Source organism: Streptomyces sp. NPDC001714, from assembly GCF_042892755.1.
Taxonomy (GTDB): Bacteria; Actinomycetota; Actinomycetes; order Streptomycetales; family Streptomycetaceae; genus Streptomyces.
In genome coordinates this window covers 103,728-116,948 of record NZ_JBIAUL010000011.1, presented here as the reverse complement: position 1 = coordinate 116,948, position 13,221 = coordinate 103,728, and the positions used below count along the sequence as shown (strand labels likewise).

Here is a 13,221-nt window from a genome sequence, read left to right as displayed (position 1 = left end):
CAACCTGAAGCGTTCCTGAAGACCGTCAGGGCAGGGAACGGGACAGATAGGGCGCGGTGACGCTGTTCGCGGCCCGGGCCACCTCGGCCGGCGGGCCCGCCGCCACGATCCGCCCACCCCGGTCCCCGCCGCCCGGCCCCAGGTCGATCACCCAGTCGGCGTCCGCCACGACCGTCATGTCGTGCTCGACCACCACGACCGAGTGCCCGGCGTCGACCAGCCCGTGCAACTGCCGCATCAGCACGTCGACATCGGCGGGGTGCAGTCCCGTCGTCGGCTCGTCGAGCAGATAGAGCGTGTGGCCGCGCCGCCCGCGCTGCAACTCGCCCGCCAGCTTGATGCGCTGGGCCTCGCCGCCGGACAACTCCGTGGCGGGCTGCCCGAGCCGCAGATAGCCGAGGCCCACGTCAAGGAGAGTGGCCAGGCTGCGCGCGACGGACGGGGTGTCCGCGAAGAACTCCGCCGCGCCCGCCACGGTCAGGTCCAGCACCTCGGCGATGTTCCGCCCCCGGTACGTCACTTCGAGCGTCCGAGGGTTGTAGCGCGCCCCGCCGCAGTCCGGGCACGGCGCGTAGGTGCTCGGCAGGAACAGCAGCTCGACGCTGACGAACCCCTCGCCCTGGCAGGTCTCGCACCGGCCGCCGGACACGTTGAAGGAGAACCGCCCGACGCCGTAACCGCGGGCCCGCGCCTGCTCGGTGTCCGCGAACACCTTCCGTACGACGTCGAACAGGCCGGTGTAGGTGGCCAGGTTGGACCGCGGGGTACGGCCGATCGGTTTCTGGTCGACGGAGACCAGGCGGCCGACCTCGGCCGGCTCCTCGGTGATCTCGCCGATCAGCGTCGACTTGCCGGAGCCCGACACCCCGGTGACGGCCGTGAGGACACCGAGCGGGAACTCGGCGGTGACCGCGCGCAGGTTGTGCCGGGTCACCGGGCCGACCCTCAGCCAGTGCTTGACGGGCCGCGGCCGGCGTGCCGGGACGGGATCCCGCGCGAACAGGTAGCGGGCGGTGGCCGACTCCGCGACCCCGGCCAGCTCCGCCACCGGTCCGCTGTGCAGCACCTCGCCGCCGTGCTCTCCGGCCCGTGGACCCACGTCCACCAGCCAGTCGGCGCCGCGCACCACGTCCAGGTGGTGCTCCACCACGAACACCGAGTTCCCGGCCGCCTTCAGCCGCGCCAGCACCGTCAGCAGCGCCGCGGTGTCCGCCGGGTGCAGCCCGGCCGACGGCTCGTCCAGGACGTAGACGACACCGAAGAGCCCGGAGCGCAACTGGGTGGCCAGGCGCAGGCGTTGGAGCTCGCCCGCCGAGAGGGTGGGCGTGGCCCGGTCGAGGCTGAGGTAGCCGAGGCCCAGTTCGGCGACGGGGGCGATGCGGGAGGTGAGGTCCGAGGTGAGGACCCGCACGGTCTCGGACTCGTTCCGGTCGGCGGCGTCGCCCAGAAGTCCGTCCAGCTCGGTCAGCGGCAGCGCGACGAGCTCGGCGATCGTACGGCCCGCGAACGTCACGGCGAGGGCCTCCGGCCGCAGCCTGCTGCCGCCGCACACCGGACAGGGCGCACTGGTCAGGAACCGCTCCGCCTTCGCCCGCAGCGTCGGGCTCTTGGAATCGGAGAAGGTCTTCAGCACGTACCGGCGGGCGCTCATGTACGTGCCCTGGTACGGCCGTTGGATGCGGTCGGCGTCCCGGACCGGGTGCACGGTGACCACCGGCTGCTCGTCCGTGAAGAGGATCCACTCCCGCTGCTCCGCGGGCAGTTCGCGCCACGGCCGGTCGACGTCGTGGCCGAGTGCGTCCAGGATGTCCCGGAGGTTCTTGCCCTGCCAGGCGCCCGGCCAGGCGGCGATCGCGCCCTCGCGGATGGACAGCGACGGGTCGGGGACCAGCGACTCCTCGGTCGTCCGGTGCACCCGGCCCAGACCGTGGCACTCGGGGCAGGCGCCCGCCGCCGTGTTCGGGGAGAACGCGTCGGAATCGAGCCGCCCGGCGCCCGGCGGATAGTCCCCGGCGCGCGAGAACAGCATGCGCAGGGAGTTGGACAGGTTGGTGACCGTGCCGACCGAGGAGCGGGAGGTGGGGGCGGAGCGGCGCTGCTGCAGCGAGACCGCCGGCGGCAGCCCGCTGATCTCGGCGACCTTCGGCGCCCCGACCTGGTGGATCAGCCGGCGCGCGTACGGTGCGACCGACTCGAAGTAGCGCCGCTGGGCCTCGGCGTAGATCGTGCCGAACGCCAGGGACGACTTCCCCGAGCCGGACACACCGGTGAAGACGGCCAGCACGTCCCGGGGGATGTCCACGTCGACGCCCTTGAGGTTGTGCTCACGGGCGCCACGGACGCGGACGTACGGGTCGTGGGGGCTGTGCATCGGACGGACACTCCGTGACGGGCGGCTCGCGGGGCAGGGACAAACCCCGCGATCCTAGCCCGGGCAGCTCTCTACTGCGGAGGGTTGCCCTGCCTCCGCTCCCGCTCGATGTAGTCGTCGGCCTGCTTCTGACCCATGTCGACCTGGGACTGGTACTTGTTTCCGGTCCGCTGGTCGATCATGTCGCCGCCCTTTTGGACGCCCTGTTTGGCCTGGTCCTCATGGCCCTTGAGCATCCCCTTGAGCTTGTCCAGCATGGACATGGCAGCCCTCCTCGCTGGTTGCGGCTTCCACCCCCAGCGTCACCGGCCGGGGCGCCGTCCGCATCTCGGCGGCCGTCCCCGTGCGGGCCCGGCGCGCCTGTGCGAGCTTGGAAGACGCGGATCGCCGCCGATCGCGCAGCCCTCCGGAAAGGCTCTCGCGCAGCCGCCACGCGGCGCCGCCCCGCACAGCCGTCCGCAGAAAGGCCCGGCCCCATGAGCACTTCCGGTTTCGGATTCGGACGCAGTCCCTTCGAGGAGTTCGACGAGCTGATGTCCCGCTTCTTCGGCGGCTCGGGGGCGAGTACCCAGCCCCGCCGCCCGCAGCGCGTGGACATCGGCAGTCTGCTGTCCGAACGGGCCCGGGAGCTGGTCGCGGAGGCCCGGGACCTCGCGGCCGCCGAGGGCAGCGAGGAACTGGACGCCCGGCATCTGCTGGCCGCCGCCACCGCCCACGACTCCACCCGGCGGCTGCTCACCGAGGCGGGCGCCGACCCCGACCAGCTCCGCGAGCGGCTCACCGCCGGCCACGGGGGCGGCGGGAAGTCCGAGCCCACCGCACTCACCCCGGCCGCCAAACGTGCCCTGCTCGACGCCTACCAGATCTCCCGCGCCGAGGGCGCCTCCTACATCGGCCCCGAGCACCTGCTGCGCGCGCTCGCCGCGAACCCGGAGTCGGCGGCCGGGCGGGCGCTCGGCGACAGCGGCTGGGAGCCGACCCGGATGCCGGCCGAGGGCGCGGGGGAGCGCAAGAAGCCCAGCACGACGCCGACCGTCGACGAGTACGGCCGTGATCTCACCGAGGACGCCCGGGCCGGGCGCCTGGACCCGGTGATCGGGCGGGACGAGGAGGTCGAGCAGACCATCGAGGTGCTCTCCCGGCGCAGCAAGAACAACCCGGTGCTGATCGGTGACCCGGGTGTCGGCAAGACCGCCATCGTGGAGGGCATCGCGCAGCGGATCGTCGCCGGGGACGTGCCCAAGACCCTCGAGGGCAAGCGGCTGGTCTCCCTCGACCTGGCCGGGATGGTGGCCGGCACCAAGTACCGGGGCGAGTTCGAGGAACGGCTGAAGAAACTGCTCGACGAGGTCCGCGAGCACGGCAACGAACTCGTCCTGTTCCTGGACGAGTTGCACACCGTGGTGGGCGCCGGAGGCGGTGGCGACGGCACCCTCGACGCCGGCAACATCCTCAAACCCGCCCTGGCCCGCGGCGAGCTGCACCTCATCGGTGCGACCACCGTCGACGAGTACCGCAAGCACATCGAGAAGGACGCGGCCCTGGAGCGCCGGTTCGCGCCCATCCTGGTCGGCGAGCCCACGGTCGACGACACCATCGAGATCCTGCGCGGCCTGCGCGACCGCTACGAGGCCCACCACCAGGTCCGCATCACCGACGAGGCGGTGGTCGCGGCGGCCGAGCTGTCCGACCGGTACATCACCTCCCGGTTCCTGCCCGACAAGGCGATCGACCTGATGGACCAGGCGGCGGCCCGGGTCCGGCTGCGCTCGAAGACCCCGCCCACCGACACCCGGGACATCGAGGACCGGATCGCCGCCCTGAACCGGGAGAAGGACCAGGCCGTCGCCGACGAGGAGTACGAGCGGGCCAAGGAGCTCCGCGACCGCATCAAGGCGACCGAGGCCGAGCTGGACCAGGCCGGCACCACCGAGGAACACGCGCCCAGGGTCACCGCCGAGGACATCGCCGAGGTCGTCTCCCGCACCACCGGCATTCCGGTCGCCCAGCTCACCGAGGAGGAGCGGGAGCGGCTGATGAAGCTGGAGGAGCACCTGCACGAGCGGGTGGTCGGCCAGGACGAGGCGATCACCGCCGTCGCCCGCGCGGTCCGCCGGGCCCGCGCCGGCATGAGCGACCCCGACCGGCCCGTGGGGAGTTTCCTCTTCCTCGGCCCCACCGGCGTCGGCAAGACCGAGCTGGCCCGCGCCCTGGCCGCCGCCCTCTTCGGCGACGAGACCCGGATGATCCGCCTCGACATGAGCGAGTTCCAGGAGCGCCACACGGTCTCCCGGCTGGTCGGCGCCCCGCCCGGATACGTCGGCCACGAGGAGGCCGGCCAGCTCACCGAGGCGGTGCGCAGGCAGCCGTACGCCGTGCTGCTCCTCGACGAGGTGGAGAAGGCGCACCCGGACGTCTTCAACACCCTGCTCCAGCTCCTGGACGACGGCCGCCTCACCGACGCCCAGGGCCGTACCGTCGACTTCAAGAACACCGTCGTCATCATGACGTCGAACATCGGCGCCGACCGCATCCTGGCCGCCGGGACGGAGGACTACACCAAGGTCCGCGAGGCCGTGATGCCGGCTCTGCAGCAGCACTTCCGCCCGGAGTTCCTCAACCGCATCGACGAGATCATCGTCTTCCGCGGCCTGGACCGCACCCAACTCCGCCAGATCGTCGAACTACTGCTGGAACACACTCGGCACCGGCTGCACGCCCAGGACGTCACCCTCGAAGTCACCGACGCGGCCGCCGAGTTGCTCGCCAACCTCGGCCACGAGCCGGACTTCGGCGCCCGTCCGCTGCGCCGCACCATCCAGCGCGAGGTCGACGACCGCCTCGCCGACCTGCTGCTGTCCGGTCAGCTCGTGGCGGGCGAGCGGGCGGTGGTGGACGCGGCGAACGGCGAGATCGTGATCCGCTCCGACAAGCCGGCCACGGTCTGACCGGACAGGTCAGGGGTTCACGATCCCGGCCAGCCGCCGGTACGAGTCCAGCAGCGCCGCACGGTCGTACGTGCTCGTGGTGACCAGCACCTCGTCGGCGCCGGTCTCCTTCAGGACCGTCTCCAGCTCGTGCGCGACCTGGTCCTCGGTGCCGGCGATGTGCCCGGCGAGCCCGGACTCGTAGAAGCCGCGTTCCTTCGCGGTCATGGTCCGGGCCTCGACGGCCTCGGCCGGGGGCAGCGGCGGGAACGCGCCGTGGGTGCGGGAGTACGCCATCGACCAGGCCTCCGGGACGAGCAGCCGACGCGCCGCCTCGGGGGTGTCGGCGACGGCGACCGTCCCCGAGACCACGACGTACGGCTCGGCCGCCCACGGCGAGGGCCGGAAGCGGTCGCGGTAGTGCTCGATCCCGCGCCGCATCTTCTCGCGGCTCCGGAGGTCGCCGATGACCATGGGCAGCCCGGCCCGGGCCGCGATGTCCGCGCCCTCGCCCATCGCCAGCACGAACGGCGGCACGCGCAGCCCCTCCGCCGGGCGGGCCCGCACCCCGGTCGGCGAGGTCCCCTCGAACCAGCCGAGCAGCTCGCCGAGCTGCGCCGCGAAGTCCTCGGCGTCGCCCTTGCCGCGTCCGAGCGCCTTGCGCACGCCGTCGGTGAAACCCACCGACCGGCCGAGCCCCATGTCGATCCGCCCGGGGTACAGCGACTCCAGCACGCCGAACTGCTCGGCCACGACCAGCGGCTGGTGGTTGGGCAGCATGACCCCGCCGGTCCCGACCCGGATGGTCCGGGTCGCGGCGGCCACGGCGGCGGCCAGCACGGTCGGTGCCGAGCCGGCGACCCCGGGCACCCCGTGGTGCTCCGACACCCAGAAGCGGTGGTAGCCGAGCGCCTCCACCTCCCGCGCCAGTGCCACCGTGTCCCGCAGCGCCGCACCGGGTGCGTGCCCCTCCCGGGTGCGGGAGCGGTCGAGGACGGAGAACCGGGTCCGGGCGATGGTTGCGTTCACACAGGGTTCAACAGCCGCGCGGCCACGGGATTCCCGCCGGGCCGGGCCGCGTGGGCACCCTGGGGCCGCCTTCGCCGAACCGCCGGGGTCGTCGCGTTCCGCCTTCGCCGAACTGCCAGGGCCGTCGCGTTCTAGGGTTGCCGGGTGACCGAGAGCAGCAAGCGTCCGATCGCCGTGTTCGACATCGACAACACCCTCGCCGACACCGCGCACCGGCAGCGGTTCCTGGAGTGCAAGCCCCGGGACTGGGACGCGTTCTTCGCGGCCGCGCCGCACGATCCGCCGATCGCGGAGGGGATCGCGCTGGTCGTGGCGAGCGCCGAGGAGTGCGAGATCGTCTATCTCACGGGGCGGCCCGAGCGCTGCCGCCGCGACACGCTGGAGTGGCTCGCCGCGCACGGGCTGCCCGAGGGGCGCGTGCACATGCGGCGCAACGCCGACCGCAGGCCCGCCCGGCACACCAAGCTGGAGATCCTGCGTCGGCTGGCCGAGCGGGGCGAGGTCCGCGTCCTGGTCGATGACGACGAGCTGGTGTGCGACGCCGCCGAACGGGCCGGGTTCACCGTCGTGCGGGCCCGCTGGGCAGACCGCTCGGCCGCGCTGGAACAGGCCCAGGAGGGGGAGGGGCGGACCTGACGGTACGGCGTCAGCCCTCTTCGTCGATGCGGAAGCCCACCTTCAGGCCTACCTGGTAGTGCTCGATCTGCCCGTTCTCGATCTGGCCCCTGACCTGCGTGACCTCGAACCAGTCCAGGTTGCGCAGGGTCTGGTTGGCGCGTGCGACACCGTTGCGGATGGCCTGGTCGATGCCCTCGTGCGAGGTGCCGACGATCTCGGTGACCCGGTAGGTGTGGTTCGTCATCGGGAAGCTCCTCTCGTCGTCACTCCACGGTGCCGCATCCGGAAGCGGAGCGCGAGGCGTCGGTTCCGAAACGCCTACAGCACTTGACCCTCCGTATTGGTCCATACCAAAATCCCGTACACCCGTACGAGCCCCGGTGCTCGTTTCCCCCACGTCGGGCCCTCTTCGCCTGTCCGCCAGACAGAACAGGAACCCCCCGTGAGACATTGCCGCCCGCTCGCCCTCGTCTGTGTGTCCGCCGCCCTGCTGAGCGCCTGTGGAGTCCTGCCGGGCGAAGGGGGTGGGCGCCACACGGTCACGGTCTGGCTGATGCGGAACAGCGCCTCGGCGGACTTCCTGCACCGGTTCACCGCGGACTTCGAGCGCACCCACAAGGACATCCGCCTGGACATCCGCATCCAGGACTGGACCGGCATCGTGGACAAGGTGCAGGCGGCCCTGAAGAGCGACTCCGCCGACGCGCCCGACGTCATCGAGGTCGGCAACACCCAGGTCCCGCAGTACGTGGAGGACGGCCGGCTCACCGACCTCACCCTGGAGTCGATGCGCGACTGGGGCAAGGAGCACTGGCTGCCCGGCCTCGCCGAGCCCGGCCGGGACGACTCCCGCCAGTACGGCATCCCCTGGTACGCCGCCAACCGGGTCGTCATCTACCGCAAGGACCTGTTCGGGAAAGCCGGGATCACCGCCCCGCCGAAGACCCGCCAGCAGTGGCTGGCCGACACCGAGAAGCTCAACTCCGGTGGCGATCAGGGGATCTACCTCGCCGGACAGGACTGGTACACCCTCTCCGGGTTCATCTGGGACGAGGGCGGAGACCTCGCCCAGGAGACGGACGCCGACTGGAAGGGCACCCTCGACAGCCCGGCCGCGCTGCGCGGGATGGACTTCTACCGGCAACTCCAGGCCCTCGGCAAGGGACCCGTCGACGCCGACGAGGAACACCCGCCCCAGGCCCAGGTGTTCGCGGGCGGACAGGTGGCACAGATCGTCGCGGTGCCCGGCCTCGCCCAGTCCATCGTGCAGGAGAACCCCGAACTCAAGGACCAGATCGGCTACTTCCCGGTGCCGGGTCTCACCGCGGCCCACCCGGGTGCCGTCTTCACCGGCGGCTCCGACCTCGTCGTACCGCAGAACACCGACCGGCCCTACGACGCGACCGCCGTCGTCGGCGCGCTGACCGGCGCCAAGTGGGACACCGAACTGGCCCGCACCATGAACTACGTGCCCAACAAGACCACGCTGGCGGGCGCGGTGGCCGGGGAGGAGGGGGTCGCCGCCATGGCGGCGGGTGCCGCACAGGGGCGGGCGACCCCCCACACCCCGGACTGGCCCGCGGTGGAGGCCGACAACCCGATCAAGGGCTACATGACCAAGGTCCTCGACGGAGCGGACCCCGAGACCGAGGCCCGCCGTGCCTCCCGCCGCATCACCGAACTACTCGCACCGGACTTCGGGTGACCCGGCACAAGTGCCCCAAAGGGGCGCTGGGGGTACCCCCGGCCGAAGGCTGGGGGAGGAACTGCGCGACCAGCCACAACGGTGCTGTAGACGACCGACGACATGCCGCGGCACTTTCAGCGGAGCGCTGGGGCGGACCACTCAGCGGGCGACGCTCAGCGACAGCGCGAAGCGCTCCTGCGCGTCGGTCCACCAATGCGTCAGCTCCAGCCCGGCACCGGCCAACTCGGCGGTAACGCCGGCCCGCCGGAACTTCGCCGACACCTCGGTGCGCAGCTCCTCGCCCGCCGCGAAGTCCACGGCCAGGTCGAGCGCGGGCACCTTCACGGTCTGCGACACCCGGGAGCGCAGCCGCATCTCGATCCACTCGTTCTCCGCGTCCCACAGCGCGACATGGTCGAAGGCGTCCGGATCGAAGTCGGCGTCCAGCTCCCGGTCGACGACGGCGAGGACGTTCTTGTTGAACTCGGCCGTCACCCCGGCCGCGTCGTCGTACGCCCGGACCAGCACCCCCTCGTCCTTGACCAGGTCGGTGCCGAGCAGCAGCGCGTCGCCGGGCGCGAGCCGCCGGCGCAGCGAGGCCAGGAACTCCGCCCGCTCGGCGGGCAGCAGGTTGCCGATCGTGCCGCCGAGGAACACCAGCAGCCGGGGCCCCGGCGTCTCGGGCAGCTCCAGGCGGCCGGTGAAGTCGGCGATCAGGGCGTGCACGGACAGCCCCGGCCGCTCCGCGACGAGCGCCTCGCCGGCCTGCGTGAGCGCGCTCTCGCTGACGTCGACCGGGACGTACACCTCGAGGTCGGTGAGCGCGTCGATGAGCAGGCGGGTCTTCTCGGAGGAGCCCGAGCCCAGCTCCACCAGGGTGCGGGCACCGCTCGCGGCGGCGATCTCGCCGGACCGGGTGAGCAGGATCTCCCGCTCGGCCCGGGTCGGGTAGTACTCGGGCAGCTCGGTGATCTGCTCGAACAGCTCGCTGCCCCGGGCGTCGTAGAACCACTTCGGCGGCAGCGTCTTGGGCGTGGCGGTGAGGCCGGTCAGGACATCGGCGCGCAGCGCGGCGTCCGTCGCGTCCTCGGGAAGGGTGCGGGTGACACGGAAGGGACTCACGTACAAGGCTCCTTAGGTGGTACCGATGCCAGGTCCTCGACCGGGGCGAGTACGACGCCCGCGCGGCTCGCGGTGAGCAGCGTGCGGTCGGGGACCTCCTGCCAGCGCGGGTCGTCGTCGTACGGCTCGGAGGCGACGACGGTGCGCAGGCCGGGTTCCGCGAGGTAGTGGAGGCTGTCGCCCCAGGCGGTGGCGGTGATGGTCTCGCCGTCGGTGAGGAGGAGGTTGAGCCGGGCCGCGGGTGCCGCCTCGGCTACCTGCTGAACCGTTTCGGCCAGCGCCGGGCCCGGCTCCGTACCGGACCGCAGCCGGTGCAGGGCCAGCGCCCAGACGAACGCCGAGTCGGTGCGGGCCTCCATCGACAGCAGGTCGGTCGGGGGCAGGAGCGGGACGAGCGGCGCCAGCGACTGCGGCCAGCCGGGGACCGCCCCGTTGTGGCTGAACAGCCAGCGGCCCGCCGCGAACGGCGCCGCCGCGGCCTCCGCGTCCGCGCCCGCCAGGGTCGCGTCCCGGACGGCGGCCAGCAGCGCGCCGGTGCGCACGACCCGGGCCAGGTCGGCGAAGGACTGGTCGGCCCAGATCGGCCCGGCGCGCCGGTAGCGGGCCGGCTGCGGATCGTCCGGGGCGTACCAGCCCACCCCGAAACCGTCCGCGTTGACCGTCCCGTACCGCTGCAGCCGGGGTGCCCACGACTGCCGGTAGAGGGAGTGCGCGGGCTCCACGAGGAGCCGGCCGAGCGGCTCCTCGGGTCCCAGACAGGCCAGGTGACGGCACATCAGGCGGCCTCCGCCGAACGGGCGGTGCGGAAGCCGGAGAAGATCTGCCGCCGGATCGGGTAGTCCCAGTTGCGGAACGTCCCCCGGCAGGCCACCTGGTCCACGGCGAACGAACCGCCGCGCAGCACCTTGTACTCGGGGCCGAAGAACACCTCCGAGTACTCCTTGTACGGGAAGGCGCTGAAGCCGGGGTAGGGGAGGAAGTCGCTGGACGTCCACTCCCACACGTCTCCGATCAACTGCCGTACCCCCAGCGGGGACTCGCCCTCCGGGTAGCTGCCCGCCGGGGCCGGGCGCAGATGCCGCTGGCCCAGGTTGGCGTGGTTCGGGGCCGGGTCGGCGTCACCCCACGGGTAGCGCCGGGACCGGTTCTCGCCGGGGTGGTGCCGGGCGGCCTTCTCCCACTCGGCCTCGGTGGGCAGCCGGCGCCCGGCCCAGCGGGCGTAGGCGTCCGCCTCGTACCAGCACACGTGCAGCACCGGCTCCTCGGGCGGCACGACCTCCGTGACCCCGAACCGGCGGCGCAGCCACTGGTCGCCCTCCCGGTGCCAGAACTGCGGTGCCGAGATGGAGTGCCGCCGGATGTGCGCCCAGCCCTCAGGCGTCCACCAGCGCTCGTTCTCGTAGCCGCCGTCCGCCATGAACTCCAGGTAGCGGCCGTTGGTCACCGGGGTGGTGTCGATCCAGTAGGGCGCCACCTCCCGCCGGTGCGCGGGGCGTTCGTTGTCCAGCGCCCAGGGCTCGGTGGAGGTGCCCATGGTGAACGGGCCGCCGGGGACCAGGACTTCGGACGGGCCGGTGAACGACGGTGCCGGGGCGGGGTCCGGGGCGGTCAGGGCCTGGGGGCCCTTGCGGAGCTGATGGGTGATCAGCATCGTCTCGTCGTGCTGCTGTTCGTGCTGTGCGATCATCCCGAAGGCGAAGCCCGCCTCGGTCAGCCGGGTGCCGCTGAACGCCGCGCCCTCCAGCAGGTCCAGGGCCCGGCCGCGCACCTCCGCCGCGTACTGCCGGGCCTCGGCGGGCGGCAGCAGCGGCAGCGAGGGCCGCTCGGAGCGCGGATGCTCGAAGGCGTCGTAGAGGCTGTCGATCTCCGGGCGCATCGCCTCCCGGCCGCCGACGTTGCGCAGCAGCCAGAGCTCCTCCTGGTTGCCGATGTGCGCGAGGTCCCAGACCAGCGGGGACATCAGCGGGGAGTGCTGGGCGGTGAGGTCGGGCCCCTCCACGCAGCTGGTCAGCAGCGTGGTGCGGTCACGGGCCGTGGTCAGGGACTTCAGTGCCCGGTCCCGCAGGGTCTCGATGTCGATGTCGACGTCGGTCTCGGTCATGCGCTGATGTCCTTCCCATGGGCGCGACCGGCCGTGCCGCGCAGTCGGTCCAGCAGGTCGTCGGCCGGGCAGCGGCCCCGCAGCACGTAGCGGTCCCGGTACGTCGCCACCGCGCCCATGACCTCGGAGCTCGCGCCGATCCTCGGCAGGGCCTCCAGCGCCGCCGTGAAACAGGCGACGGCTGCCTCGTGCAGCTCCGGGTCGCGGAGCCCGCTGCGGGCCGCGTCGATCCACAGCGGATTGTTCGGGGCGGGCCGCGGCCCCGCCCGCTCGGCCAGCGGTTTCACCGTCCGGTACGCGGTCTCGGCGGCCTCCGGGTCGTCGAACAGCGCCGCCGTCACCGCCAGCGGCACCATCCACCCGTCGTCGCCCGGCTGCGCGTCGATCATCCGCAGCTCCAGATGACCGCGCGGCCTGACCGGCGGGAACAGCGTGGTCAGGTGGTACGCCAAATCCGCGCCGGTGGGCGTCCCGGTCCGGGTCCAGGCCCGGAAGGTCAGGCCCTCGGGAACCTCCCAGGGGCCGGCCTCCTGCCGTACGCACATCACCGGTGCGTCCAGGACGTGCCGGGCCCAGGCGGTGCGCGGGTCGCCGTCCAGCGGGGGTCCGCCCGCGCGGCCCGCGCCGATCTCCATCCACAGCAGCTGCCGGGTGGAGACCCAGCCGGTGGGCCGGTGCCCGACCAGCGGGGAGTTCGCGAACGCGGCCACCAGTACCGGGCCCAGCTGATGGGCGAGCCACCAGCGCCGGGTGAACCCGAGCGGGCCGGGCTCCTCGTGGCCGGCGTCCAGGCAGACCTGGACGGACGCCGAGGCGCACATCATGTGACGCCCTGCGGTGCCGGTGCGGTCCAGGCACGTCTCCATCGCGTCGTAGCGCGGCTCGCGCAGGAAGCGACGGGGGGTGTGCCAGGGATCGTGACCGACGCCCACGAGTCCGAGGTCCTGTACGGCGAGGACCTTGCGGACGGCGTCCAGGTCGGCGGAGACGGTGCCGATGCACTCCGTGAGGGAGGCGGCGGGCGGCGAGCTGAGCTCCAGCTGGCCGCCGGGTTCGACGGTGAGCGCCGACCCCAGGGGCACCGTGCGCAGTGCGGCGTAGGCCGCTTCGAGTCGTTCGGGTGTCACCGGGAGCTGCGGGCTGCGCAGCTCGTGGACCAGCCATTCCACTTCGACCCCGAGCGTGCGGGGCGGGCCGGTCTTGAAGCAGATGCCCTTGACCAGGGCCTCCACCTCGGCTTCGGTGACAGCCGTGCGGTCGTCCGAGAAGTCGGTTCTCACCGACCCGTCGGTACAGTCACCGCTGTCGGATATTGAGTCGGACATGTCGGGATCCTCCTGAGATTCCACCATGCCACCGTCCCGGC

At 72.6% G+C, this 13,221-nt stretch carries 11 protein-coding genes; 3 read left to right on the top strand and 8 right to left on the bottom strand.

Features of this window, described 5'->3' with window-relative positions; all coding sequences use genetic code 11:
* Positions 1-25: 25 nt before the first annotated feature.
* Positions 26-2,371, bottom strand: a complete 2,346-nt coding sequence (locus ACFY0P_RS27605) for an ATP-binding cassette domain-containing protein (protein ID WP_388918467.1) — start codon at positions 2,369-2,371, stop codon at positions 26-28.
* 71 nt (positions 2,372-2,442) lie between these two features.
* A complete protein-coding gene (locus ACFY0P_RS27600; RefSeq protein ID WP_351500267.1) occupies positions 2,443-2,634 on the bottom strand; it encodes an antitoxin in 192 nt (63 codons plus the stop codon).
* 213 nt (positions 2,635-2,847) lie between these two features.
* On the opposite strand from ACFY0P_RS27600, the gene ACFY0P_RS27595 reads away from it, so the two are divergent.
* Positions 2,848-5,319, top strand: a complete 2,472-nt coding sequence (locus ACFY0P_RS27595) for an ATP-dependent Clp protease ATP-binding subunit (protein ID WP_388918464.1) — start codon at positions 2,848-2,850, stop codon at positions 5,317-5,319.
* A 9-nt stretch (positions 5,320-5,328) separates the two neighbouring features.
* Here ACFY0P_RS27595 and ACFY0P_RS27590 read toward each other — a convergent pair whose 3' ends face one another.
* Complete coding sequence (locus ACFY0P_RS27590) at positions 5,329-6,327, bottom strand: LLM class flavin-dependent oxidoreductase (protein ID WP_388918461.1); 999 nt, start codon at positions 6,325-6,327, stop codon at positions 5,329-5,331.
* A gap of 144 nt (positions 6,328-6,471) precedes the next feature.
* Between ACFY0P_RS27590 and ACFY0P_RS27585 the strand changes: the two genes are divergently transcribed.
* Positions 6,472-6,963: a hypothetical protein gene (locus tag ACFY0P_RS27585; RefSeq protein ID WP_388918458.1), complete on the top strand. Its 492-nt coding sequence runs from the start codon at positions 6,472-6,474 to the stop codon at positions 6,961-6,963.
* A gap of 10 nt (positions 6,964-6,973) precedes the next feature.
* Here ACFY0P_RS27585 and ACFY0P_RS27580 read toward each other — a convergent pair whose 3' ends face one another.
* Positions 6,974-7,189 (bottom strand): dodecin, encoded by a 216-nt coding sequence (locus ACFY0P_RS27580; protein WP_293996087.1) that lies wholly within the window; start codon positions 7,187-7,189, stop codon positions 6,974-6,976.
* Positions 7,190-7,420: 231 nt separating this feature from the next.
* Here ACFY0P_RS27580 and ACFY0P_RS27575 point away from each other — a divergent pair, with 231 nt between their 5' ends.
* Positions 7,421-8,650: an extracellular solute-binding protein gene (locus ACFY0P_RS27575; protein ID WP_388919053.1), complete on the top strand. Its 1,230-nt coding sequence runs from the start codon at positions 7,421-7,423 to the stop codon at positions 8,648-8,650.
* A gap of 141 nt (positions 8,651-8,791) precedes the next feature.
* On the opposite strand, the gene egtD is transcribed toward ACFY0P_RS27575, so the two are convergent.
* Genes egtD through egtA form a run of 4 tightly spaced genes read right to left on the bottom strand, consistent with a single transcriptional unit; the run spans position 8,792 to position 13,180 of the window.
* Positions 8,792-9,754: an L-histidine N(alpha)-methyltransferase gene (gene egtD / locus ACFY0P_RS27570; protein ID WP_388918455.1), complete on the bottom strand. Its 963-nt coding sequence runs from the start codon at positions 9,752-9,754 to the stop codon at positions 8,792-8,794.
* A complete protein-coding gene (egtC, locus tag ACFY0P_RS27565) occupies positions 9,751-10,530 on the bottom strand; it encodes an ergothioneine biosynthesis protein EgtC (protein ID WP_388918452.1) in 780 nt (259 codons plus the stop codon). The genes egtD and egtC overlap by 4 nt, the downstream gene beginning before the upstream one ends.
* Entirely contained in the window at positions 10,530-11,855 is a 1,326-nt protein-coding gene (egtB, locus tag ACFY0P_RS27560) for an ergothioneine biosynthesis protein EgtB (RefSeq protein ID WP_388918449.1), read from the bottom strand. The genes egtC and egtB overlap by 1 nt, the downstream gene beginning before the upstream one ends.
* The gene (gene egtA, locus ACFY0P_RS27555; protein WP_388918445.1) at positions 11,852-13,180 is read right to left on the bottom strand and encodes an ergothioneine biosynthesis glutamate--cysteine ligase EgtA; all 1,329 of its coding nucleotides are present in this window, start codon (positions 13,178-13,180) and stop codon (positions 11,852-11,854) included. Before egtA ends, egtB begins: the two co-directional genes overlap by 4 nt.
* Positions 13,181-13,221 lie beyond the last annotated feature (41 nt).